24 protein-coding genes are annotated in these 23,996 nt (G+C 66.8%); 18 read left to right on the top strand and 6 right to left on the bottom strand.

The window, feature by feature from the left end; all coding sequences use genetic code 11:
* Nucleotides 1-198: 198 nt before the first annotated feature.
* From BSZ14_RS06725 to BSZ14_RS06685, 9 genes are all read left to right on the top strand, one after another.
* Nucleotides 199-1,404, top strand: coding sequence for a DUF445 domain-containing protein (locus BSZ14_RS06725; protein ID WP_042483996.1), 1,206 nt, complete (start codon nucleotides 199-201; stop codon nucleotides 1,402-1,404).
* Nucleotides 1,405-1,501: 97 nt separating this feature from the next.
* Complete coding sequence (locus tag BSZ14_RS06720; protein WP_042483997.1) at nucleotides 1,502-2,608, top strand: ABC transporter permease; 1,107 nt, start codon at nucleotides 1,502-1,504, stop codon at nucleotides 2,606-2,608.
* On the top strand, nucleotides 2,608-3,525 hold the full coding sequence (locus tag BSZ14_RS06715) for an ABC transporter ATP-binding protein (protein WP_076710333.1): 918 nt from the start codon (nucleotides 2,608-2,610) through the stop codon (nucleotides 3,523-3,525). Before BSZ14_RS06720 ends, BSZ14_RS06715 begins: the two co-directional genes overlap by 1 nt.
* Nucleotides 3,525-4,487: an MlaD family protein gene (locus tag BSZ14_RS06710; RefSeq protein ID WP_042484001.1), complete on the top strand. Its 963-nt coding sequence runs from the start codon at nucleotides 3,525-3,527 to the stop codon at nucleotides 4,485-4,487. Before BSZ14_RS06715 ends, BSZ14_RS06710 begins: the two co-directional genes overlap by 1 nt.
* Nucleotides 4,488-4,507: 20 nt before the next feature.
* Entirely contained in the window at nucleotides 4,508-5,092 is a 585-nt protein-coding gene (locus BSZ14_RS06705) for an ABC-type transport auxiliary lipoprotein family protein (RefSeq protein ID WP_083748150.1), read from the top strand.
* A 267-nt stretch (nucleotides 5,093-5,359) separates the two neighbouring features.
* Nucleotides 5,360-6,835 (top strand): efflux transporter outer membrane subunit, encoded by a 1,476-nt coding sequence (locus tag BSZ14_RS06700; RefSeq protein WP_076710332.1) that lies wholly within the window; start codon nucleotides 5,360-5,362, stop codon nucleotides 6,833-6,835.
* Entirely contained in the window at nucleotides 6,835-8,220 is a 1,386-nt protein-coding gene (locus tag BSZ14_RS06695) for an efflux RND transporter periplasmic adaptor subunit (RefSeq protein WP_076710331.1), read from the top strand. Before BSZ14_RS06700 ends, BSZ14_RS06695 begins: the two co-directional genes overlap by 1 nt.
* Nucleotides 8,210-8,941: an ABC transporter ATP-binding protein gene (locus BSZ14_RS06690; RefSeq protein ID WP_076710361.1), complete on the top strand. Its 732-nt coding sequence runs from the start codon at nucleotides 8,210-8,212 to the stop codon at nucleotides 8,939-8,941. The genes BSZ14_RS06695 and BSZ14_RS06690 overlap by 11 nt, the downstream gene beginning before the upstream one ends.
* The gene (locus BSZ14_RS06685) at nucleotides 8,941-10,146 is read left to right on the top strand and encodes an ABC transporter permease (protein ID WP_042484007.1); all 1,206 of its coding nucleotides are present in this window, start codon (nucleotides 8,941-8,943) and stop codon (nucleotides 10,144-10,146) included. Before BSZ14_RS06690 ends, BSZ14_RS06685 begins: the two co-directional genes overlap by 1 nt.
* On the opposite strand, the gene BSZ14_RS06680 is transcribed toward BSZ14_RS06685, so the two are convergent.
* From BSZ14_RS06680 to BSZ14_RS06660, 5 genes are read right to left on the bottom strand one after another with little or no spacing between them, the layout of a single operon-like run.
* The gene (locus tag BSZ14_RS06680; protein WP_042484009.1) at nucleotides 10,115-10,738 is read right to left on the bottom strand and encodes a nucleotidyltransferase family protein; all 624 of its coding nucleotides are present in this window, start codon (nucleotides 10,736-10,738) and stop codon (nucleotides 10,115-10,117) included. The two genes, BSZ14_RS06685 and BSZ14_RS06680, sit on opposite strands and share 32 nt — an antisense overlap.
* Nucleotides 10,725-11,648 (bottom strand): XdhC family protein, encoded by a 924-nt coding sequence (locus BSZ14_RS06675; RefSeq protein ID WP_076710330.1) that lies wholly within the window; start codon nucleotides 11,646-11,648, stop codon nucleotides 10,725-10,727. The genes BSZ14_RS06680 and BSZ14_RS06675 overlap by 14 nt, the downstream gene beginning before the upstream one ends.
* Nucleotides 11,648-13,885, bottom strand: a complete 2,238-nt coding sequence (locus tag BSZ14_RS06670; RefSeq protein ID WP_076710329.1) for a xanthine dehydrogenase family protein molybdopterin-binding subunit — start codon at nucleotides 13,883-13,885, stop codon at nucleotides 11,648-11,650. Before BSZ14_RS06670 ends, BSZ14_RS06675 begins: the two co-directional genes overlap by 1 nt.
* A 4-nt stretch (nucleotides 13,886-13,889) precedes the next feature.
* Nucleotides 13,890-14,873 carry an FAD binding domain-containing protein gene (locus BSZ14_RS06665; RefSeq protein WP_076710328.1) on the bottom strand — a complete coding sequence of 328 codons (984 nt, stop codon included), beginning with the start codon at nucleotides 14,871-14,873 and terminating at the stop codon, nucleotides 13,890-13,892.
* Nucleotides 14,870-15,406, bottom strand: coding sequence for a 2Fe-2S iron-sulfur cluster-binding protein (locus tag BSZ14_RS06660; protein WP_076710327.1), 537 nt, complete (start codon nucleotides 15,404-15,406; stop codon nucleotides 14,870-14,872). The genes BSZ14_RS06665 and BSZ14_RS06660 overlap by 4 nt, the downstream gene beginning before the upstream one ends.
* 113 nt (nucleotides 15,407-15,519) lie before the next feature.
* Between BSZ14_RS06660 and BSZ14_RS06655 the strand changes: the two genes are divergently transcribed.
* A complete protein-coding gene (locus BSZ14_RS06655) occupies nucleotides 15,520-16,518 on the top strand; it encodes a glycerophosphodiester phosphodiesterase (RefSeq protein WP_076710326.1) in 999 nt (332 codons plus the stop codon).
* Between the two features lie 14 nt (nucleotides 16,519-16,532).
* Nucleotides 16,533-16,841: a hypothetical protein gene (locus BSZ14_RS06650; protein ID WP_076710325.1), complete on the top strand. Its 309-nt coding sequence runs from the start codon at nucleotides 16,533-16,535 to the stop codon at nucleotides 16,839-16,841.
* Nucleotides 16,842-17,030: 189 nt separating this feature from the next.
* On the opposite strand, the gene BSZ14_RS06645 is transcribed toward BSZ14_RS06650, so the two are convergent.
* On the bottom strand, nucleotides 17,031-17,726 hold the full coding sequence (locus BSZ14_RS06645; protein WP_083748145.1) for a TIGR02117 family protein: 696 nt from the start codon (nucleotides 17,724-17,726) through the stop codon (nucleotides 17,031-17,033).
* Nucleotides 17,727-17,740: 14 nt separating this feature from the next.
* Here BSZ14_RS06645 and phhA point away from each other — a divergent pair, with 14 nt between their 5' ends.
* The 7 genes from phhA (at nucleotide 17,741) to sucD (ending at nucleotide 23,945) form a co-directional block, all read left to right on the top strand.
* Nucleotides 17,741-18,610 carry a phenylalanine 4-monooxygenase gene (phhA, locus tag BSZ14_RS06640; protein ID WP_076710324.1) on the top strand — a complete coding sequence of 290 codons (870 nt, stop codon included), beginning with the start codon at nucleotides 17,741-17,743 and terminating at the stop codon, nucleotides 18,608-18,610.
* A gap of 141 nt (nucleotides 18,611-18,751) precedes the next feature.
* Nucleotides 18,752-19,327 (top strand): ClpP family protease, encoded by a 576-nt coding sequence (locus tag BSZ14_RS06635; RefSeq protein ID WP_076710323.1) that lies wholly within the window; start codon nucleotides 18,752-18,754, stop codon nucleotides 19,325-19,327.
* 109 nt (nucleotides 19,328-19,436) lie between these two features.
* Nucleotides 19,437-20,216, top strand: a complete 780-nt coding sequence (locus BSZ14_RS06630) for a succinate dehydrogenase iron-sulfur subunit (protein WP_076710322.1) — start codon at nucleotides 19,437-19,439, stop codon at nucleotides 20,214-20,216.
* Nucleotides 20,217-20,441: 225 nt separating this feature from the next.
* Nucleotides 20,442-21,566, top strand: a complete 1,125-nt coding sequence (zapE, locus tag BSZ14_RS06625) for a cell division protein ZapE (RefSeq protein WP_076710321.1) — start codon at nucleotides 20,442-20,444, stop codon at nucleotides 21,564-21,566.
* 121 nt (nucleotides 21,567-21,687) lie between these two features.
* Nucleotides 21,688-22,650, top strand: a complete 963-nt coding sequence (gene mdh, locus BSZ14_RS06620) for a malate dehydrogenase (RefSeq protein WP_058715168.1) — start codon at nucleotides 21,688-21,690, stop codon at nucleotides 22,648-22,650.
* Nucleotides 22,651-22,709: 59 nt separating this feature from the next.
* On the top strand, nucleotides 22,710-23,006 hold the full coding sequence (locus BSZ14_RS06615) for a GIY-YIG nuclease family protein (RefSeq protein ID WP_042484031.1): 297 nt from the start codon (nucleotides 22,710-22,712) through the stop codon (nucleotides 23,004-23,006).
* 54 nt (nucleotides 23,007-23,060) lie between these two features.
* Nucleotides 23,061-23,945, top strand: a complete 885-nt coding sequence (gene sucD / locus BSZ14_RS06610; RefSeq protein WP_042484035.1) for a succinate--CoA ligase subunit alpha — start codon at nucleotides 23,061-23,063, stop codon at nucleotides 23,943-23,945.
* The last annotated feature ends 51 nt before the right edge of the window (nucleotides 23,946-23,996 follow it).

The raw sequence follows: 23,996 nt of genomic DNA, 5'->3' as shown, positions 1-23,996 counted from the left end.
AACCAGTGTGGCAGCCCCCCTCCGTCAGGGCTGACGCCCTGCCACCTCCCCGAGCCGGGGAGGATCGTATCCGCCCCGTTTCGTTACGCTGGGGAAAGATTCCTCTTGAACAAAGCCGTCCTTCGCGAATTGTCCTGATTGATGGAACTCGCAATGCGATCGGGGGGTAGCCAGACCGTTCCAGCCGCCCTGCGGAAGATGCGGGTCGTGGCCACGGGGCTGCTGGTCGGCATGGCGGCGCTGTATCTGGTGTCGCGGGCGATGCAGCCCATGCATCCCGCCTGGGGCTATGTCCGCGCCTTTGCCGAGGCGGCGATGGTCGGCGGACTGGCCGACTGGTTCGCCGTCACCGCGCTGTTCCGCCATCCGCTGGGCCTGCCGATCCCGCACACAGCGATCGTGCCGCGCAACAAGGACCGGATCGGCGACACGCTCGCCAATTTCCTGCGCACCAATTTCCTGATCCCGCGCGTCGTCGCGCGGCGCATGGTCCGGCTCGACGTCGCGGGCGCGGCGGGGCGCTGGCTGGCGCAACCGCCGCAGGAAGGCGGGCGCATCCGGCGCGGGGCGTCGCGGCTGTTCGCCGAGATGCTGACCGCCTTCGACCCGCAGCGGCTGGGCGGCATGGTGAAGGCGGGCATCGGCGCACGGTTGCGCGCCACCGAGGTCGCACCGATACTGGGCCAGTTGCTGAAGGCCAGCATCGCCGAAGGGCGGCATCTGCCGTTGCTCGATTCGGTGCTGCGCTGGGCGGCCTCCGCGCTCGACGCCAACGAAGCGATCGTCCGGGCGATGGTGCATGAACGGGCGGGGGCGATCCTGCGCTGGACCGGGCTGGACGAGACGCTGGCCGACAAGCTGATCGACGGGCTGCACAAGCTGCTCCACGACGTCGCCGAGGATCGCGAGCATCCGCTGCGCCAGAAGATCGAGGAAGGGCTGGATCGCCTCGCCTGGGACCTGCAATATGATCCCGACATGCGCGCCAGGGTGGAGGCGATGAAGGCCGAGCTGATCGCCAATCCGGCGATGCAGCGCTGGCTGGACGGCCTGTGGGAACAGGCGCGCGAGGCCTTGCTGCGCATGGCGCGCGATCCGCAGGCGGTGACCGCCGGGCGGCTGGGCGATGCGATGCGGCAACTGGGCCAGACGCTGCAGGACAATCCCCGGCTGGCGGCGACGATCAACCGCTTCGTCCGCCGCGCGGTCGCGGGCATCGCCGCCGATTATGGCGACGGCATCGTCCGGCTGGTGTCGGAGACGGTACGCGGCTGGGATGCGGATACCGTCACCTCGCGGCTCGAGAATGCGGTGGGCCGCGACCTGCAATATATCCGCATCAACGGGACCTTGGTGGGCGGCAGTGTCGGCCTGATCCTGCATCTGCTGGATCGCCTGCTATGAAAACGTCACGCGCTCGTATAATTACTGCCGCTGGTCGATTCGTCGTGGGAACGAAGCGCCTTGTCGATACACCCGCTTTCCCGCAAAGAGGCAGTTGATGAACGCCAAGGCCGATTATCAACATGACCCGGCCGACGGGGGAGCCCTGCGCTTCACCGGCAGCCTTTCGCTGGCGACCCTGGGCGACCTGCCCGAGCGGTTGGACCGTGAGGATGGAGGCGTCCGACGGATCGACCTGTCGCAGGTCGACCGGATCGACACGGTCGGCGCCTGGCTGATCCACCGTTTCGCCGCGCGCAACGATGCCGCCATCGATGGCCTGGACGAAGACCAGCGCCACCTGTTCGCCAAGGTCACCGAAGCGGATCAGCCGGTCGCGATGCGTCCCAAGCCCGTCAGCCCCTTCGCGCGCGTGGCGGGCGAGGTCGGCGATGCGGTCGTCGCGACGCTCCAGACGCTGTACGGCCTGCTCGGCTTCATGGGCGCGACGGTTCTGGCCGGGCTGGCGGTGATCCGTCATCCGCGTCGCTTCCGCTTCAACGCGGTGGTGCATGAGTTCGAGACGGTCGGCGTTTCCGCACTCGCGATCATCGGCCTGATGAGCTTCCTGATCGGCATCGTCATCGCCCAGCAGGGCGCGGTGCAGCTTCGCCAGTTCGGTGCGGAGGTGTTCACCATCAACCTGGTCGGCCGCCTGACGCTGCGCGAACTGGGCGTGCTGATGACCGCGATCATGGTCGCCGGGCGTTCCGGCTCGGCCTTTGCCGCGCAACTCGGTACGATGAAGCTCACGGAAGAAATCGACGCGATGCGCGTCATCGGCGTCTCGCCGATGGAGGCGCTGGTGGTGCCGCGCACCATCGCGGCGGTGACGCTGATGCCGCTGCTCGGTTTCTATTCCTCGCTGATCGCGATGATCGGCGGCTGTTTCCTGGCGGCGGTGTCGCTGGGCATCCCGCCGGTCACCTTCATCGCGCGCATCCGCGAAGTGGTGCCGATCACCGACCTGTATGTCGGCCTGATCAAGGCCCCCGTCTTCGGCGCGATCATCGCGATCGCGGGCTGTTTCCAGGGGATGCAGGTCAAGTCGGATGCCGAGCAGGTCGGCCTGCGCACCACGGCGGCGGTGGTGCAGGCGATCTTCCTGGTGATCGTGCTCGACGCGTTTTTCGCGGTCTTCTTCACCTGGATCGGATGGGATTGATGGCCGAGCAGGACGAACATCTCATCCAGGTCCGGGGCCTGCGCAACAGCTTTGGCGAGCAGGTCATCCATGACGGGCTCGACCTCGACGTGCGCAAGGGCGAGATCCTGGGCGTGGTCGGCGGGTCGGGCACCGGCAAGTCGGTGCTGATGCGCACGATCATCGGCCTCCAGACCCCCGATGCGGGCGAGATCACCGTGTTCGGCGAGCCGACCATCGGCCGTGAAGCCACCGAGGCGATCGACGTGCGCAAGCGCTGGGGCGTGTTGTTCCAGGGCGGCGCGCTGTTCTCGACGCTGACCGTCGCGGAGAATGTCGCGGTGCCGTTGCGCGAATTCTATCGCGACCTGCCCCCGGCGCTGATGGACGAGATCGCGTCCTACAAGGTCGTGATGACCGGCCTGCCCGCGGATGCCGGGCCGAAATATCCAGCCGAGCTGTCGGGCGGCATGAAGAAGCGGGCGGGTCTGGCGCGGGCGCTGGCGCTCGACCCCGAACTCCTGTTCCTCGACGAACCGACTGCGGGCCTCGACCCGATCGGTGCGGCGGCGTTCGACCAGTTGATCGCGTCGCTCCAGAAGACGCTGGGGCTGACCGTTTTCCTGATCACCCACGACCTCGATACGCTCTATGCGATCTGCGACCGGGTGGCGGTGCTGGCGGACAAGAAGGTGATCGCCGTCGGCACGATCGATGAGCTGATCGCGCTCGACCATCCGTGGATCGAGGAATATTTCAAGGGGCCGCGCGGCCGCGCCGCCATCGCCGCCAAGGACGAGGTGGCGGACATCCGCCCCCGTTCGGCGGACGCGGACGCCGCGCGCCACCCCACCGAAGTCGATGCCGATGCCACGGGACAACATTCCCAGGGCAAAGCGGCCGATGCCCATGCGAGAGGCGAAGCAGGGACACGCTGATGGAAACCCGTTCGAACCACGTCCTTGTCGGCTCTGTCGTGCTGATCCTGCTCGCAGTGCTGGCCATCTTCACCGTCTGGATCGCCCGGTTGGGCGGCACGTCGGAGAAGGAATATGACATCTTCTTCCGCCAGTCGGTGGACGGCCTGGCCAAGGGCTCGGCGGTCACCTATTCGGGCGTGCCCTCGGGCCAGGTGAAGGAAATCGCGCTGTGGCGTCCCGATCCGCAGTTCGTGCGGGTCCGCGTGGCGGTCAACGAACAGACGCCGATCCTGCAAGGGACCACCGCGTCGATCTCGGCCAGCTTCACCGGCACCAGCACCATCTCGCTGGATGGCGCGCGCAAAGGCGCGCCGCCGATCGCCTGTCCGGTGCCGGAGAACAAGACCGTGTGTCCGTACGGCGTGCCGGTCATCCCGACCAAGCAGGGCGGTATCGGCGCGATCCTGAACTCCGCGCCGCAGCTGCTGGAGCGACTGTCGACGCTGACCGAGCGGCTGACCGGCTTGCTGTCGGATCGCAACCAGGCGTCGATCGCGGGCATATTGGACAATACCAACCGCCTGACCGACGCGCTCGCCGATCGCGGGCCGGAGATCGCCGCGACGCTGGCCCAAACCCGCGTGGCGATCCAGCAGGCGGGTGACGCGGCGCAGTCGATCGGCCAGCTGGCGGCGACCACCAACGGCATCCTGGCCGAGGATGTGAAGCCGACCATCGCCAATCTGAACCGCACCATCGCCTCGGCACAGAAGAGCGCCGACACGCTGAACGCCGCGATCGGCGATGCGCGGCCGGGCCTGCAGACCTTCTCGAAGCAGACCGTGCCCGAGGTCGATCGTCTGGTGAAGGACCTGCGGGTGATGACCCAGTCGCTGTCGGCGGTCGCCGAAAAGGTCGACCAGCAGGGTGCAGGGTCGCTGATCGGGCAGCAGAAGCTGCCGGACTATAAGGGCAAGTGAGGATGCCGATGAGGACCGTCATGAAGACTCCGCTGATCGTGATGCTCGCATCGCTTCCGCTCGCCGGCTGCATCAGCTTCGGCGCCAAGCCGCCGCCCTCGCTGCTGACGCTTCAGGCGCAGTCGGCACCGAGCGTGGGGCAGACGCAGGATTCCGGGCCGGGCAAGTCGATCACCATCCAGGTGCCATCCTCGCCGCAGGAGCTGGCGACCGCGCGCGTGCCGGTGCAGGAGAATGCGACCAGCATCGCCTATGTGAAGGATGCGCAATGGGCCGAGCCGCCGACGCGGCTGTTCGCCCGGCTGATGGCCGACACGCTGACCGCGCGGGCGGGGCGTATCGTGCTGTCGTCGCGGGATTCGATCGGCGATCCGGGCGCCCGTCTGGGCGGCGAGCTGCGCCAGTTCGGCATGGACGCCACCCGTCGCGACGCGGCGGTGGTGTTCGACGCCACGCTGCAACGCGACGGCCAGACGACCATCGAAAAGCGTCGTTTCGAGGCGCGCGTACCGGTCGGCAAGATCGACAATGAGAGCGTCGGCCCGGCACTGAACCAGGCGGCGAACCAGGTCGCCCAGCAGGTTGCCGACTGGGTGGGGCGGTAAACCTCAATCCTCCCCGCTCGCGGGGAGGGGGACCAGCGAAGCTGGTGGAGGGGGGATCGCCGCAAGGGATGACCTTTGTGGAAGCCCCCCTCCGTCAGGGCTTGCGCCCTGCCACCTCCCCGTGCCGGGGAGAATTTTTGGATCGACGGGGAACCTTCGCCTTCCCGAAACGTGTGCTGCCGGATGACGGAAATATGCCGCAGCCGTCACAATTTGCGACAGAAACACACTGGACGGGGCCGTAACGGCACGGCACGTTCCCGCCCCATGAGGCCTCGCACCCGCGTCCTTCTTCTCGTCACCGCCGCCTTGTCCGGCTGTACGGTCGGCCCCGATTACCGCCCCGCCGCGCCGCAAGCGCTGGGGGTGCCCGATGCCTGGTCGGTGCCCGCCGCCACGGCGCAGGCGCAGGACCTCGGCCATTGGTGGCGGTCGTTCGACGATCCGCTGCTCGCCGAACTGGTCGAGCAGGCGGTGGTCGCCAATACCGATGTCGTCCAGGCGATCGCCCGGCTGCGTCAGGCGCGCGAAAGCCTGATCCAGAGCCGCGCCTCGCTGCTGCCCAATGTCTCCGGCTCGACCGGCTATCAGCGCAACGAGAATCTGCGCGGCGGGGGGCGCAGCTTCACGCTGCCCGACGGCACCGTGGTCGACACCGGCGGGGGCGGCAGCAACAGCTTCACCGTGGGACTGTCGGCCAGTTACCAAGTCGGCCTGTTCGGCGAAGTCCGCCGCACGGTCGAGGCCACGCGCGCGACCTATGAGGGCGCGGGGTTCAGCTATGCCGCGACGCTGCTGACCGTAGAGAGCGAACTGGCGCGCAACTATATGCTGGCGCGTGCCTATCAGGCGCAGCTTGCCAATGCGCGGGCCAGCCTGTCGCTGCAGGACGACAATCTGGAGATTGCGGGCTTCCGCGTACAGGCGGGCCTCGTCTCCTCGCTCGATGCCGAACAGGCGCGGGGCCAGCGGGCACAGACCGCCGCCACCATCCCCTCGATCGAGCAGCAATATAATGCCGCCGTTTCGCGGCTGGGCGTGCTGACCGGCCAGGCGCCCGGCGCGGTCAAGGCGCGGCTCGCGGCGGTCAGGCCGATCCCCACCGGCCCGGCCGTGATCGGCACCGGCATCCCCGCCGATATCCTGCGCCGCCGCCCCGATGTCCGCGCCGCCGAGCGCAATCTGGCCGCCGCCACCGCGCGGATCGGCGTGGCGCAGGCGGCGCTCTATCCGGCGCTCGCCATTTCCGGGAACATCAACACGGCGGCGACCAGCATCGGCTCGTTAGGCGATGCGATCACCGGCAGCCTGTTTGCGGGCCTGACCCAGGCGATCTTCAACGGCGGGCGGCTGCGCAGCCAGGTGCGTAACGCGCAGGCGCTCGCCGATCAGAGCTATGCCGCCTATCAGGGCACCGTGCTGCTGGCGCTGGAGGATGTCGAGAACGCCATCGTCGCGCTCAACACGGCGCGCGAGCGGGAGCGGCAATTCTCCATCCAACTCGATGCCGCGCGCAACTCGGCGATCCTGGCGCGTAGCCAGTACCGCTCGGGCCTCACCGACTTCACCACCCTGTCGCAACAGGAGGCGGCGTTCCTGAACGCGCAGAACGGGCTGGTTCAGGCTCGCTCCGACGCCGCGACCGCGCAAGTCGCGCTGTTCGCCGCGCTGGGCGGCGGATGGGACGACACGACCACCCCCGAAGCGCCGCCGCGCCTCGCCACAACCCCGGACAACCGCTGATGGCCGACCAGACTCTCGACGATTTCCTGGGCGTGAAGCCACAGCCGCGCTGGCGCAAATGGGTGCAGTGGGGCGTGGTGATCGTCGGCGTCGTCCTGCTGGCGCTGCTGCTCAAAAGCTGTTTCGGCGGATCGAAGGAGGCGGGCTTCGCCACCGCGCCGGTCACGCGCGGCGACCTGACCGTAACCGTCTCGGCCACCGGCAAGCTGGCGCCGACCAACCAGGTGACGGTCGGCTCGCAGCTGTCGGGTCTGGTCACCAAGGTGGTGGTCGATGTGAACGACCGGGTGAAGGCGGGCGAGGCGCTGGCGCTGATCGATCCCGAACAGATCGATGACCAGATCCGGGCCGCGCAGGCGACGCTGGCCGCCAATGTCGCGCAGGTGGCGCAGGCGCGCGCGACCGTGTCGGAATCGCAGGCACAGCTCGCGCGGCTGGAACAGGTCTACAAGCTGTCGAACGGCCGCGTGCCCTCCGCCACCGAACTTCAGGCGGGGCGTGCCGATGCCCAGCGCGCGGTCGCGGCGCTGCGCGTGGCGGAGGCCAATGTGACGGCCGCCCGCGCGCAGCTGGCGCAGTCGCAGACCCAGCGTCAGCGCGCCATCATCCGCTCGCCCGTCTCCGGCGTGGTGCTGGCGCGGCAGGTCGATCCGGGCCAGACGGTCGCCGCCTCGTTCAACACGCCGACCCTGTTCGTGATCGCCGAAGACCTGACCAAGATGAAGCTGGAGGTCGCGATCGACGAAGCGGACGTAGGCGAGGTCAAGGTCGGGCAAAAGGCCAGTTTCACCGTCGACGCCTTTCCGGGGCGGACCTTCCCGGCGACGATCACCCGTGTCGATTTGGGGTCGAACCTGACGGTCAGCGCGGCGACCTCGTCCACCTCGTCCTCGGCCAGCGCCACGTCGACCACGGGGCAGGTGGTCAGCTATGCCGCCGATCTGACGGTGGCGAACCCGGACCTTCAATTGCGCCCCGGCATGACGGCGACCGCCGATATCGTGACGTCGGACAAGAAGAACGTCCTGCTGATCCCCAATGCCGCATTGCGCTTCAAGCCGTCGGACGGCGCGGGACAGGGCGGCGGCGGCATCGCCGGATCGCTGACCTTCAGACCACGCCGCGACCGGGCCGCGCGCACCGCGACCGTTCAGCGCGGCGCGACCCAGACCGTCTATGTCCGGGGACAGGACGGCAAGCCGCAGCCGATCCAGATCGTCACCGGCGACACCAACGGATCGATGACCGAGGTTCTGTCGGGTGGCCTGAAACCCGATATGCAGGTCATCACCGGCCAGCTGGCGGGCGGCGAGAGCGCAGCGCCCCGTGGCGGTGGCCAGCGGCGTCAGGGCGGCGGCCAGCAGGGTGGCGGTGGTGGCCGCTGACGCCCCGCTCATCCAGCTTCGCGGCGTCACCAAGACCTATGGGATGGGCGCGACCCAGTTCCAGGCGCTGAAGGGTGTCGATCTGGACATTGCGGCGGGCGATTTCGTCGCGGTGATGGGGCCGTCTGGGTCGGGCAAATCGACCACGATGAACATATTGGGCTGCCTCGACGTGCCGAGCGGCGGCAATTTCCTGTTTCGCGGCCATCATGTCGAGACGCTGGACCGCGACCAGCGCGCGATGCTGCGGCGGCGCTATCTGGGCTTCGTGTTCCAGGGCTTCAACCTGTTGTCGCGCACCACCGCGCTGGAGAATGTCGAGCTGCCGCTGCTCTATCGCGGCGAGGACAAAAGGACCCGGCGCGACCTGGGCATGGCCGCGCTGGAGAAGGTGGGACTCGACAAATGGTGGGACCATACCCCCGCCGAGCTGTCGGGCGGGCAGCAGCAGCGTGTGGCGATCGCCCGCGCCATCGTCACCAGCCCCGACGTCCTTCTCGCCGACGAGCCGACCGGCAATCTCGATTCCGAACGCTCGGTCGAGATCATGGAATTGCTGACCGGCCTCAACCGCGACAGCAACATCACCGTGCTGATGGTCACGCACGAGCCGGACATGGCGGCCTTCGCGCGCACCGTCATCCACTTCAAGGACGGGCTGGTCGATCGGGTCGAGGCGCAGCACCGGCCGGGTGTCGTGCCCGCCATGGATATGCATTGATGTTCGGCACCACGCTCATCCTCGCCATCCGCTCGATCCGGCGGCATGTGCTGCGATCGTTCCTGACGACTTTGGGCATCATCATCGGCGTCGGCGCGGTCGTGACCATGGTGACTTTGGGCAAGGCGACGACCGCCGCCGTGCAGCAGTCCATCTCGTCGCTGGGCACCAACATCCTGCAGGTCCGCCCCGGTCAGGGCTTCGGCCGCGGCGGCGGCGGCCCGCGTCCGCCCGACTTCAAGCCCGAGGATGTCGAGGCGATCGCCGACCAGATCGCGGGCGTCACGGCGGTGGCACCGCAGGCGCAGACGACCGCGACCGCCATCTATGAGGGCGCGAACTGGTCGACGACCGTGACCGGCACGACGTTGGCCTATTTCACCGTACAGCCCTGGCCGCTGGCATCGGGGCGATACTGGACGGGCGCGGAGCAGGCGGCGGGCAAGGCGGTGTGTGTCATCGGCAATACCGTGCGCCAGAATCTGTTCCGCAGCACCGATGCGGTGGGCAAGCGCTTCCGCATCGGGGCGATCAGCTGCGACGTGGTGGGCGTGCTGACGACGCGAGGGCAGGGGGGCTTCGGCGATCAGGATGACGTGGTGCTGATGCCGATCAAGGCGGTGCAGCGGCGCTTCACCGGCAGCCGCGATATCCGCCTGATGCTGGTCGGCGTCGATCAGGCCTATTCGACCTCGGCGGTGCAATCGTCGCTGACCGACCTGCTGCGCGAGCGGCGTAGCATCACCGGCGGCAAGGACGATGACTTCAATATCTTCGACACCAAGCAGATCAGCGACACGCTGACCAGCACGACGACGATGCTGACCCGAATCGTCGCGGCGGTGGCGGCGATCAGCCTAGTGGTCGGCGGCATCGGCATCATGAACATCATGCTGGTGTCGGTGACCGAGCGCACGCGCGAGATCGGCATCCGCCTGGCGATCGGCGCGGTCGCGCGCGAAGTGCTGATGCAGTTCCTGGTCGAGGCGGTGGTGCTGTCCTGCCTGGGCGGGATCATCGGCCTGATTCTGGCGCAGGCGATCATCGCCTTGCTGGTTCCGCTGATGCAGGTGCCCTGGACCTTCGACCCCCAGATCAACATCATCGCCTTTGCGATCTCGGCGGTGATCGGGGTCGTCTTCGGCTATTTCCCGGCGCGGCGGGCCGCGGCGCTCAATCCGATTGACGCGCTACGGCACGAGTGATCGTGCGCTCGGGGGCGTGGACGAGCTGCCGGAGCTTTTCCAGATCCTCGGGCGTGTCGATATCGATCAGTTCCGCCGGGGCGGTCACGACATGCCGCCCGCCCGCCACCAGCCTGCGGCCGCCTTCGTCGCCTTCCAGCTTGAGCAGCGCCTCGAACTGGCCTGAGCCGAAGACGCCCGGCGGGGTGGGATGCTCGCCATTGCTCGACACCACGACCGAGTCCGGCCCGTCAAAGGCATCGAACAGGCGATAGATATGCGCGGCCGTCACGCGCGGCATATCGGCCAGCGCGATCAGGATCGCCTGGGGTGAGGTCGCCATGGCCTCGCGGACGCCCAGATGCATCGAGTGGGACATGCCCTGTCCGACATCGTCATTATGGATCACCCGGTATCCGCGTGCCCCGAAGTCGAGCTGGCAACCGTCCGTCACCACGATCCGGTCGGCAAAGGGAATGCTCTCCAACGCGGTGGTGACGTGAAAACCGACCGGCTTGCCGAGAAATTCGGCCTCCAGCTTGTTTGCCATCCCAAAGCGGCTCGACTGTCCCGCCGCGAGCAGGACGAGCACCACATCCTTAGGGTCGATCATGAAAGGCTCCTATCATCGCCGCCGCGATCGACAGCGCGATCTCGGAGGGGCCGATCGCACCGATGTCGAGGCCGACAGGGCCATCGATCCGGTCGATCGCTGACGGAGAAACGCCCATCGCCGCCAGACGCTCCCGCCGCGCGGCATGGCTGCGCCGACTGCCCAGCGCGCCGACATAGGCGGTGTCGCTCGCCAGCGCAGCGACGAGCGCGGGGTCGTCGATCTTGGTGTCGTGGCTGAGCGTCACGACGGCAGTGGCGGGGCCGGGCGCATAGGCGACCACTGCCTCGTCCGGCCAGCGATCGTCGAGCGTGACGCCGGGAAAGCGCTCCTCGGTCAGGAAGCGCGCGCGCGGATCGATGACGACCGTCGCGATGCCGAGCGTCTGCGCCAGTTGCGCCAGGCTCTGCGCGATCTGCACCGCGCCGACGATCAGCAACCGGCGCGGCGGGTCGTAGCGGTTGGCGAAGACCTCGCCGGTCTCCACGGGCCGCAGGTCCGAATGGCCGGTGGCCAGGTCGGTCGTGACGGTCAGGGCGCGGCCGGCCTCGCGGGCCTCGGCGATCCGGTCGAAGATTTCGGGATCGAAGCCGTCCGCCGATACGGGCTGCACCATCACCGCGATCTCGCCGCCGCAGGGCAGGCCGACTTCCCAGGCCGAGGCATCGGCGACACCATAGCGCTTCACCTGGAAGGGCGCGCCCGCGATCACCTCGGCGGCGGTGTGGAGGATGTCGTTCTCGACACAGCCGCCCGACACCGACCCCTCGAACCGGCCATCGGCATGGACCAGCATATGGCTGCCGCGCGGACGCGGTGCCGACCCCCAGGTCGACACCACGGTCGCGATCGCCATCGGCTCGCCCCGCCATTCGCGGGCGGCGGCAAGGACGCTGTCATGGTCGCTCATCAAAGCGCCGGGAGGTGATCGAGCAGCTTGTCGAGCGTCACCGGCATCTCGCGCACCCGGACACCCGTGGCATTGTAGATGGCGTTGACCACCGCCGGGGCCGCGCCGGAAATGCCCAGCTCGCCGATCCCCTTGGCATGGATCGGATTGGCGTGGATGTCACGCTCGTCGAGGAAATGGACTTCCAGCTGGGGCACGTCGGCATTCACCGGCACATGATATTCGGCGAGGTCGTGGTTCACCACCTTGCCCGTGCGCGGATCGTGGATCAGATCCTCGGTCAGCGCGGTGCCGATGCCGAAGGTCATGCCGCCCAGGCACTGCGAGCGCGCCGTCTTGGCGTTGAGCACGCGCCCGGCCGCGAACACGCCCAGCATCCGCCGGACCCGTACTTCGCCGGTGATGACGTTCACACCGACCTCGGCGAAATGTGCGCCGTAACCGGCCTGGCTATACTGCTTCTCCTGCGCGCCCGGCTTGATCTCGCCGATCGCGGACAGGCCCTTTTCGCCGACCAGCTCGCCGATCGGGACCGAGCGGTTGTCGCCGATCGCCATGCCGTCCTTGAGCGTCAGTGCATCGGGTTCGACACCCATCGCCTTGGCGAGCTTCTCGCGCACGCGTTCGGCCGCCAGATAGACCGCCGAGCCCGCCGAGGCGGCGCCCCAGGACCCGCCCGAACCGGCGGCGGGGGGATCGTTGGTGTCGCCCAGCGCCATCGTCACGCGCTCGACCGGCAGGCCCAGGATCTCGGCGGCGATCTGCGCCATGATCGTGTAGCTGCCCGTGCCGATATCCGTCATCGCCGAGGAAACGGTCGCGCTGCCATCGGGGTGGAGTTCGACCTTGGCGGCCGACTGCTGCAACTGGTTGGAGCGGCAGGCGGCGGCAACGCCCATGCCGATCAGCCAGTCGCCCTCGCGCCGCTGGCCCGGCTTCCGGCGCTGGTCCCAGCCGAAATGCCTGGCGCCTTCCTCCAGCGAGCGGGTCAGCTGGCGGGTGGAATAGGGGACCTTGAGTTCCGGGTCCTGCTCGGGATCGTTGACCTTGCGCAGGGCGATCGGGTCCATGCCGATCGCCTCGGCCAGCTCGTCCATGGCGCATTCCATGCCGACCATGCCGACCGCCTCGCCCGGCGCGCGCATCGAGCCCGACAGCGTCCAGTTCAGCCGGACCACGTCATGGTTGATCCGCCGGTTCTCACCGCCATAGAGGAAGTGCGTACCGATCCCGACGGGCTCGAAGAAATCTTCGTCGGGCAGGTTGGAGGTGATCGATTCATGGCCCAGCGCGACGATCCTGCCGCCCGCCTCGGCGCCCAGCCGCATCCGCTGTTCGGTGTTGGAACGGCGCACGGTCGCCTCGAACACCTGCTGGCGCAGCATCACGGCCTTGACCGGGCGACCCAGCTGCTTGGCGGCGATGGCGGCGGCGACGCTTTCGGGGGCGATGCCCAGCTTCGACCCGAACCCGCCGCCGATATAGCGCGAGATGATCCGCACCTTGGACGCCGACACGCCCAGCGCCTTGGCCAGCTGCTGCGCGTCGGAGGTCGGCATCTGGTAGGCACCGTACAGCGTCAGCGCACCGTCTTCCCACACCGCGATCGAAGCATGGGGCTCCATCGCCGCCGAGTTCTGGCTGGGGGTGGTGTAGGTGACGTCGACCTTGACGGCGGCATTCTCGAACGCCTGGTCGAAATCGCCCTGGTCGTAATGGCCCTTGATCAGGCCGTCGGGCGCGGGCTCGGCCTCGCCCTTGTTCGCCTCATAGTCGAAGGTGCCGTCGAGCGGTTCGTAATCGACCTTCAGCTGCTTGGCGGCGTCGCGTGCCACCTCGAAGCTTTCGGCGACGACGATGGCGATGATCTCGCCGAAATAGTCGACCGTGCGCACGCCTTGCGTCGGCGCGCTCGTCTCGCCGCCCTGCTGCGAGTTGCGGATGAAGGTGTCATAGTCGGTGATGACGTCGATGACGCCGGGGATGGCCTTAACCGCATCGGCATCGATCGTCTTGATCTTCGCATGGCCCCTGGTCGCACTGACCAGCACGCCATGCGCCACATTCTCGATGGCGTACTCGGCGGCATAGGTGGCGGTGCCCGTCACCTTTTTGGGGCCGTCCACCCGGTCGAGCGGTTTGGAAATCACGCCCTGCACGCCCGTGTCGAGCAGGCTGTCGGGATGCGGCTGATTCATGGTCAGCGCGTTTTTGTCGTCCTTGCCGAATCCGAACATGGGATCAGCCCTCCTGCGTCAGTTCACGGAGCGTCGCGACCAGAATGCGGCGCGTCAGCGGAATCTTGAAGTCGTTCGAGCCATAGCCCCTGGCGTCCGCCAGCAGCGCATCGGCGGCGGCGTGGAAGCTGGCATCGGTCGGCGCCTGTCCGACCAGCGCGGCCTCCACCGCCTCGTTGCGCCATGGCATCGGGCCAAGCCCGCCAAAGGCGAGGCGTGCCGAGGTGATCCGGCCGCCCTCGACGGCGACGATCCCGGCGACCGAAACCAGCGCAAAGGCATAGGATGCCCGGTCCCGGACCTTGCGATAGGTCTGGCGACCCGCCGGGGCGGGGGGCAGCTCGACATGGGTGATCAGCTCGCCCGGCTCCAGCACATTCTCGATCTCGGGCATATTACCCGGCAGGCGATAGAAGTCGCCGATCGCGATCCGGCGGCGATCGCCATCGGGCTTTTGCGTGACGATGATCGCCTCCAGTGCGCGCATGGCGACCGCCATGTCGCTGGGGTGAGTCGCGATGCACTGGTCCGAGGTGCCGAGGATCGCGAGGATGCGGTTCTCGCCGCCGATCGCCGAACATCCGCTGCCCGGCTCGCGCTTGTTGCAGGGGGTGGAGGGGTCGTAGAAATAATAGCAGCGCGTCCGCTGGAGCAGGTTGCCGCCGGTCGACGCCTTGTTGCGCAGCTGCCCCGAGGCGCCCGCCAGCAAGGCGCGCGACAGCACCGGATAGCGCTCGATCACGCGCTTGTCGGCGGCAAGGTCGCTATTGGGCACCAGCGCACCGATGGTCAGCCCGCCATCCTCACGCTCCTCGATGTCGGTCAGGGGCAGGCGGCTGATGTCGATCAGAGTCTCGGGCGCCTCGACCTGCAATTTCATCAGGTCGAGCAGGTTCGTGCCGCCTGCGATGAAGCGCGCGCCAGGGACCGCCCCGTCGCGGGTTGCCGTCGCGACCGAATCGGCGCGGGCATAGTCGAACAGCTTCATGCCGCGACCTCCTTGCCGACATCCTCATTGGGATTGCGGTCGCCCAGACCCGCCGCATCGCGGATCGCATCGACGATGTTGGGATAGGCGGCGCAGCGACACAGATTGCCGCTCATCCGCTCGGAGATTTCCTCGACCGTCAGCTCGGCCGCGCCCAGATCCCCGGTGACATGGCTGGGCCAGCCCTTCTTCACTTCGTCCATCATGCCGACGGCCGAGCAGATCTGCCCCGGCGTGCAATATCCGCACTGGAAGCCGTCATGGCGGACGAAGGCGTCCTGCAAGGGGTGGAGGTTGCCCGGCTGGCCCAGCCCCTCGATGGTGGTGATCTCGTCATCCTGATGCATCACCGCCAGCGTCAGGCAGCTGTTCACGCGGCGGCCGTTGACCAGCATCGTGCAAGCACCGCACTGACCATGGTCGCAGCCCTTCTTGGAGCCGGTCAGGCCCAGATGCTCGCGACACAGATCGAGAAGGGAGGTTCGGACATCGACCTCGATGTCATGCGATTGACCATTGATTGTGAAATGCATGCGGCATCCCCTTTGGGAACAGGATTGGATGAACAAACGCCATGAATTCCCCACGTTTCCCGTTGCGAACCACTCTCATTGCCGCCGCGCTGGTCTTGGGGCAGGGTGAGGCCATGTCCGCCGAACCCCAGACGCCGCTCTCCTCGCCCATCGTCATCGCGCATCGCGGGGCGAGCGGGGAGCGTCCCGAACACACGCTGGCCGCCTATGATCTCGCGATCCGCGAGGGGGCGGACGTGATCGAACCCGATCTGGTGCCAACCAGGGACGGCCATCTCGTCGCGCGGCACGAGAACGAGATTTCGGGCACCACCGATGTTGCCGCCCATCCGGAGTTCGCCGATCGCAGGACAACCAAGACGATCGACGGCCAGACCGAGACCGGCTGGTTCACCGAGGACTTCACGCTGGCCGAGCTGAAGACATTGCGCGCCCGCGAACGCCTGCCCCAGCTGCGCTCGACCACCTATGACGGGCAATTCCAAATCCCGACGCTGGAGGAGATCATCGCGCTGGCAAAGACCCGGTCGAGGGAGACCGGGCGCACCATCTCCATCTATCCCGAAACCAAGCATCCGGCCTATTTCGCATCGATCGGCAAGGGCACCGATGCGCCGCTGGTCGCCGCGCTCGACAAGGCGGGGTGGACGACGGCGGACGCGCCGGTCTTCATCCAGTCGTTCGAGGTGAAGAACCTCCAGCATCTGAAGACCATGACCGGCATCCGCCTGATCCAGCTGGTCGCAGGCGAGGGTGGCCCGGCCGACAGGGCCGCGCCCAGCTATGCCGCAATGATGACGCCCGAAGGCATGAAGCAGGTCGCGACCTATGCCTGGGGGATCGGGCCGGACAAGGCGATGCTGTGGAACGGCGATGCGCCTTCGTCCTTGGTCGCCGACGCCCATGCGGCGGGCCTGCGTGTCCACCCCTGGACCTATCGCGCGGAAAACCAGTTCGTGCGGGCGGCCTTTCGCAAGGGCGCCGATCCCAGGGCGCATGGCGATGTCGCGGGCGAAATTCGCGCCGCACTGGGCCAGGGCATCGACGGTTTCTTCACCGATTTCCCGCAAATCGGGGTAGAAACGCGCAACGCTTTTTTGCGCGCCCGCTGAAAGACCCCGTATCCATGCGTAACCTTGTCCTGAAACTCGCCGTCCTGACTTTCCCGCTGGCGACCGGGGGCTGCGTCAAGACGGTGGCCAGCGTGGTGAAGGCGCCGTTCCAGGCGGCGGGGCAGGTGGTCGACTGGACGACGACCAGCCAGTCCGAGGCCGACCGCAATTACGGCCGCAAGATGCGCAAGCAGGAGGCCAAGGAAGGCCGCGAGCGCCGCGACTATGAGAAGCAGTGCCGCAAGCACCCGGAGCAATGTCAGCAGGGACGGCAGGGCCAGCCCAGCCAGCAGGGCTATGACGGCTATCGCGCCGGTTACTGATCGCTGACGGGCGGCGGCCATCCGGCGAGGATGGCCGCCACGGCAGCCCGGACCTCGGGTCGGTGCTGGACCCATAAAGGGCTGGATCGGACCTCGACCGCCGGGGTCATATCGTCGCGGCAGATCGTGCCCGCGACCAGCCCGTCGGTCCGGTTCCAGACCGCAGCCGAGGGGGCGAGGAAGGCGGGATCACAGCCACCATGTCACCGTCCATGGGAAGGGCGTCCACCATCCCATCCGCACCCCTGCCGCCGCCAGCGCGTCGCCGGTCCAGCTGTTGCAGGTATGCGTGGCGCTGTACCGCCCGCTCGCGTCATAAAAGGCGTCATACACGCCATAGCCCGGATAATGCGGCCCTCCGCGCCGCCAGCTCGCCTGAATGAAGGCGATCAGGTGGCGATAGGCCTCGCGCGACAGGCGGATCGCCCGCACATCCTCGCCATTCGCGCGGGGCAGGGGCAGATGGTCGACATGGATCAGCGTCCGGTCGCTGCCCAGCGCGGCGTGCAGGATCGTGCCCGGCTTCACGTCACGCCAGTGCGGCGTCTCGCGAAAGAAACCCGCCTCGCCCCAGCCGATGGCGAGGAAGGGAAAGCCCGCATAGCGCGGGTCGCGTAGATCCTGCGGCCTCGCCCAATCGCGCCAGTCCATGCCTGCCGCCTGTTTGGGCACGATGATCGCGGTGTGGACAGGGCTTGACTCGACGAAGATCGTGACGGCATCCGCGCCCGCCTCCGGCATCGGCACGGTCGCCCGCGGGATCGCCCCAAGCGCCAGCCCCGCGCCCAGATAGGCCAGCAGGATCAGCCCGATAGCGGCCAACGCCCCCCTTGCAACGCGCCCCAGCCGTCGCCACGATATGGTTTCATTTGTCACCATCATCATGATAGGCTCCGCTTATGGCACAGGATACCCATGTTCTCGCCGCCCCGCCCGAAGGCGCCGGAGCCGACTGGACCATCCCGCAAGGGTGGGAGCATTACACCGCGGAGGAACATGCGACCTGGGATACGCTGTTCGCGCGCCAATCCCAATTGCTGCCGGGCCGCGCGTCGGAAGCGTATCTGCGCGGGCTGAACGTTCTCAAGCTGTCGCGGCCGGGCATTCCCGATTTCGAGGAACTGTCCGACCGGCTGATGAAACTGACCGGGTGGCAGGTGGTCGCGGTGCCGGGGCTGGTGCCGGACGATGTGTTCTTCGACCATATGGCCAATCGCCGCTTCGTCGCGGGCAATTTCATCCGGCGGCCGGATCAGCTCGATTATCTCCAGGAGCCGGACGTCTTCCACGACGTGTTCGGCCATGTGCCGATGCTCGCCGATCCGGTCTTCGCCGATTACCTCGCCGCCTATGGCCGGGGCGGGCAGCGGGCGCTGGGGATGGATGCGCTGAAATATCTCGGGCGGCTCTATTGGTACACGGTCGAGTTCGGACTGGTGCGCGAGGATGGGGATTTGCGAATCTATGGCGCGGGCATCGTGTCGAGCTATTCGGAGAGCTGCTTCGCGCTGGAGGATCCCAGCCCCAACCGAATCGGCTTCGACCTCGCTCGGGTGATGCGGACAGAGTATCGGATCGACGACTTCCAGCAGAATTATTTCGTGATTCCGAGTTACGAGGAATTGCTTCGGACGACGCTGGAGACGGATTTCGCTCCGCTGTATGAGGCGATCAAGGCGTTGCCGGATATTCCCGTGGCGGCGGTCATGGATGGGGATGACGTTCTGACCCGAGGGACGCAGGCTCACGCGAAGGGGAAATTGGGATAGGGCTTCCCTTGGGCTTCGACTTCGCTCAGCCCGAACGGGGCGGGGGCATGTTTCCCAGCCTCCGTTCAGCCTGAGCGACGTCGAAGGCCACGCCCGAACCTCAGAACCGGAACCTTATGCCGCACTCCCGGTTCGCGCATCATGCATGACCAACTCAACAACGCGGTGAATTACCCGCTGCTCGCCCAGCCCCATATCCAGCTTTACGGTACGGTGGACGAGGTGATGTACGCCGGTTTCAAGGACCAACTCGCCGCCGCGCCGAGCGATGGCCCGTTGGTCGTGTCGATCACCACGCTGGGCGGCGACCCGGAGATGGCGCGGGCGATGGGCGACTCGATCCGCCTGCTGCGCGATCATAGCGGCCGCGATACGCTGTTCCTGGGCAAGGTCGCCGTCTATTCGGCGGGGGCGACCTTCATGTCGGCCTTTCCGGTCGAGTATCGCTTCCTGACGCGCGGCACCCGGTTGATGCTCCACGAACGCCAGATGTCGGGCTCGATCGACCTGTCCGGCCCGCTGACCAACCTGCCGGTCGTGCTCAAGGCCAAGCTGCACGAGATCGAGCAGTCGGTGCTGATCCAGGAGGAAGGCTTTCGCGCCATCGTCAACGGGTCGAAGGTGACCTTCGAGACGCTCCGGGAAAAGGCGCGCAGCAACTGGTATATTGACGCCGAGGAGGCACGCGATCTGGGCCTCGTGCTTGATGTGATCTGAGGCAGCGCCTAAATCGGTCAAGACATTTGCGACAAGCGCCCCTGTCATGTATCGGCGGGGGCGATCCTTTGCCGACATGCCTGTCGGCCCATCCAGCGGGTTTGTGACCATGGCCGAATTTGCCCTGCCGAAGAACAGCGTCATCAAGAAGGGCGAAACGCATAAGCCGACCACCTCGGGCCGCATCAAAAAGTTCAAGGTCTATCGCTACGACCCCGATTCGGGCCAGAATCCGCGCTACGACACGTTCGAGGTCGATCTGGACGAGTGCGGCCCGATGGTGCTCGACGCGCTCATCAAGATGAAGGCCGAGCAGGACAGCTCGCTGACCTTCCGCCGTTCGTGCCGCGAGGGCATTTGCGGATCGTGCGCGATGAATATCGACGGGCGCAACGGCCTGGCCTGCACCACCGCGATCGAGGATGTGAAGGGCACGGTCCAGATCACGCCCCTGCCGCACATGGACGTGGTCAAGGACCTGGTCCCCGACTTCACGCATTTCTATGCGCAGTACGCCTCGATCAAGCCGTGGCTGCAGACCGTGTCGCCCGCCCCCTCGGGCAAGGAGCGGCTCCAGTCGCCCGACGACCGCGCGAAGCTGGACGGCCTGTACGAGTGCATCCTGTGCGCCTGCTGCTCGACCTCGTGCCCCAGCTACTGGTGGAACAGCGACAAGTTCCTGGGTCCGGCGATCCTGCTCCAGGCCTATCGCTGGCTGGCCGACAGCCGCGACGAGATGACCGGCGAGCGTCTGGACGAGCTGGAAGATCCCTTCCGCCTGTATCGCTGCCACACGATCATGAACTGCGCGAATGTCTGCCCCAAGGGCCTGAACCCCGCCAAGGCGATCGCCGAGATCAAGAAGATGGAAGCCGAACGGGTCATTTGATCCGGCTGCTTTCGATGGAAACGGGAAAGGGGGTCGGAAACGGCCCCCTTTTCTTATTCCTCCCCAAACTTGGCTTGGGGAGGGGACCATCCGAAGGATGGTGGAGGGGCAGTATCCCCAACGAAGCGGTGACACCCCTCCGTCAGGCCTTCGGCCTGCCACCTCCCCTTGCAGGGGAGGAATGGGGTTGACGGAATCGGACTCGGGGCAGACATCGCCCCCAACATGCCCGACATCCTCAACGCCTATCATCGCCTGATCGCCGCCGAAGAGCTTCGCCCCGATCCCGAACAGGCCGGCGCCGCCGCGCGTCTCGAACAGCTCGCGACCGAGCTGGAAACCCCGCGCAAGACCGGCTTCCTCGCCCGCCTGACCGGCAAGGGTGCGCCTGCCCCCAAGGGGGTCTATCTCTGGGGTGACGTCGGGCGCGGCAAGTCGATGCTGATGGACCTGTTCTTCGATCACGTCGCGGTCGAGACCAAGCGCCGCGTCCACTTCGCCGAGTTCATGCTGGAGGTCCACGCCCGCATCGCCACCGAGCGCGCCAAGCAGGCGGGCGACCCGATCGCCCCCGTCGCCGCTGCGCTGGCCGAGGAGGTCAGGCTGCTGGCGTTCGACGAGATGATGGTCACGAACAGCCCCGACGCGATGATCCTGTCGCGGCTGTTCATCGCGCTGATCGAGGCGGGGGTGACGATCGTCACCACCTCCAACCGGCCGCCCAAGGACCTCTACAAGAACGGGCTGAATCGCGAACATTTCCTGCCCTTCATCGCGCTGATCGAGGAACGGCTGGACGTGCTGGCGCTCAACGGGCCGACTGATTATCGGCGCGACCGGCTGGGGCGGCTCGACACCTGGCTGGTGCCCAATGGGCCGAAGGCGACGATGACGCTGTCGGCGGCGTTCTTCCGCCTGACCGACTATCCGGTCGAGGATGCCGCGCATGTGCCTTCCGAGGACCTGAAGGTCGGTGGACGCGTGCTGCATGTACCCAAGGCGCTGAAAGGCGTCGCGGTCTTCTCGTTCAAGCGTCTGTGCGGCGAGGCGCGGGGCGCGGCGGACTATCTGGCGGTGGCGCGACGCTTCCACACCGTCATCCTGGTCGGCATTCCCAAGCTGGGGCCGGAGAATCGCAACGAGGCGGCGCGCTTCGTCCAGCTCATCGACGCGCTCTACGAACACAAGGTCAAGCTGCTCGCCGCAGCCGACGCGCAGCCCGCCGAACTCTATGAAACCGGGGACGGCCGGTTCGAGTTTGAACGCACGATCAGCCGGTTGGAAGAGATGCGATCGGACGAGTATCTGGCCCAGGGTCATGGTCCCGATGAAGGGCTGATGACGCCTTAATGCATTTGCGAACTATTATCGTTTAAAATCTTAAACTCTGTGGAATAACGGTTGCCCCGACGCCCCAATAGGCGTAGGCCGCGTGACCAATCACGTACGTCCACTACGGAGTAGGATTGGAATGGCTCGCAAGAAGATCGCGCTGATCGGCGCCGGTAACATCGGCGGCACGCTGGCGCACCTCGCCGCGCTCAAGGGGCTGGGCGATATCGTCCTGTTCGACGTTGTCGAGGGCGTACCCCAGGGCAAGGCGCTCGACCTGTCGCAGTGCGGCCCGGTCGAAGGCTTCGACGCGAATATCAAGGGTTCCAACGACTATGCCGACATCGCGGGCGCCGATGTCATCATCGTCACCGCCGGTGTCGCACGCAAGCCCGGCATGAGCCGCGACGACCTGCTCGGCATCAACCTGAAGGTGATGAAGGCGGTCGGCGAGGGCATCCGCGACAACGCGCCCGACGCGTTCGTGATCTGCATCACCAACCCGCTCGACGCGATGGTCTGGGCGCTGCGCGAATTCTCGGGTCTGCCCGCGAACAAGGTGGTCGGCATGGCGGGCGTGCTCGACTCGGCGCGCTTCTCGCACTTCCTCGCCGAGGAGTTCGGCGTGTCGGTGAAGGACGTGAACACCTTCGTGCTCGGCGGCCACGGCGACACCATGGTCCCGGTCCTGGAATATTCGACCGTCAGCGGCATTCCGGTCAGCGACCTGATCGAGATGGGCTTCTCGACCAAGGAAAAGGTCGACGAGATCATCAAGCGCACCCGTGGCGGCGGCGGCGAGATCGTCGCCCTGCTCAAGACCGGCTCGGCTTACTATGCGCCCGCCACCAGCGGCATCGCGATGGCCGAGGCGTATCTCTACGACCAGAAGCGCATCCTGCCGGCCGCCGCGCACCTGTCGGGTGAATATGGCATCGACAACCTCTATGTCGGCGTGCCCGTCGTGATCGGCGCCGGCGGCGTCGAGAAGGTCGTCGAGGTCAAGCTGTCGGACGAGGCGAAGGCCAACCTTCAGGTCTCGGTCGACGCGGTCAAGGAACTGCTCGTCGCCTGCAAGGGCATCGACGAGAGCCTGGCGTAATCAGCGAGTGAGCACCCACCCCGGCGAAAGCCGGGGTCCAGTTGGGAGTGTCCTCCCCCATGGATGGTCCGGCCTATGTTTACATTATGGCCAACCGCCGGAACGGAACGCTCTATCTGGGGTCGACGATCAACCTGCCGAAACGGGCCTGGGAGCATCGCAACGGCGTCGTCGAGGGGTTCACGAAACGATATGGCTGTCATCTGCTCGTCTGGTACGAGGTGCATGAGAGCCTGGAATTTGCACGGCAGCGCGAGCTGCAAATGAAAGAATGGAGACGGGGCTGGAAGTTGCAGGAAATCGAAGGACTCAATCCCGACTGGGATGATCTTTACGATCGGATCGCGCTTCCATGACCGTCTTCCCAACTGGACCCCGGCGTACGCCGGGGCGGTAAGGACGAAAAGCAGATGAGCATCCTCGTCAACAAGAACACCAAGGTCATCACCCAGGGCATGACGGGTGAAACCGGCACGTTCCACACCCAGCAGGCGCTGGCGTACGGCACGCAGATGGTCGGCGGCGTGACGCCGGGCAAGGGCGGCACCGAGCATATCGGCCTGCCGGTCTTCAACACCGTCGCCGAAGCCAAGTCGAAGACGGGCGCCGACGCGTCGGTCATCTACGTGCCGCCGCCCTTCGCGGCCGACTCGATCCTGGAAGCGATCGACGCGGAGATTCCGCTGATCGTCGCGATCACGGAAGGGATTCCGGTCCTCGACATGGTCAAGGTCAAGCGCGCCCTGTCGGGTTCCAAGTCGCGCCTGATCGGCCCGAACTGCCCGGGCGTCCTGACGCCGGGCGAGTGCAAGATCGGCATCATGCCGGGTTCGATCTTCAAGAAGGGCTCGGTCGGCGTCGTGTCGCGCTCGGGAACCCTGACCTATGAGGCGGTGTTCCAGACCTCGAATGCGGGCCTGGGTCAGACGACCGCGGTCGGGATCGGCGGCGATCCCGTCAACGGCACCAACTTCATCGACGTGCTGGAGCTGTTCCTGGCCGACGACGAAACCCAGTCGATCATCATGATCGGCGAAATCGGTGGCTCGGCGGAAGAAGAAGCCGCGCAGTTCCTGCGTGACGAAGCCAAGCGCGGCCGTTCGAAGCCGATGGCCGGCTTCATCGCGGGCCGTACCGCGCCTCCGGGCCGTCGCATGGGCCATGCCGGTGCGATCGTGTCGGGCGGCCAGGGCGGCGCCGAGGACAAGATCGCGGCGATGGAAGCGGCCGGGATCAAGGTCGCGGCCAGCCCGTCGGAACTCGGCTCGACGCTGTTGTCGGTGCTGAACAAGTAAGGCGTATCGCGTCACCCCGGCACAACCGCCGGGGTCCGTGGCGGCAGGCGG

It is taken from the genome of Sphingomonas sp. Sph1(2015), from assembly GCF_001970915.1.
Classification (GTDB): Bacteria; Pseudomonadota; Alphaproteobacteria; order Sphingomonadales; family Sphingomonadaceae; genus Sphingomonas; species Sphingomonas parapaucimobilis.
This window is presented reverse-complemented; position numbering and strand designations above follow the sequence as displayed.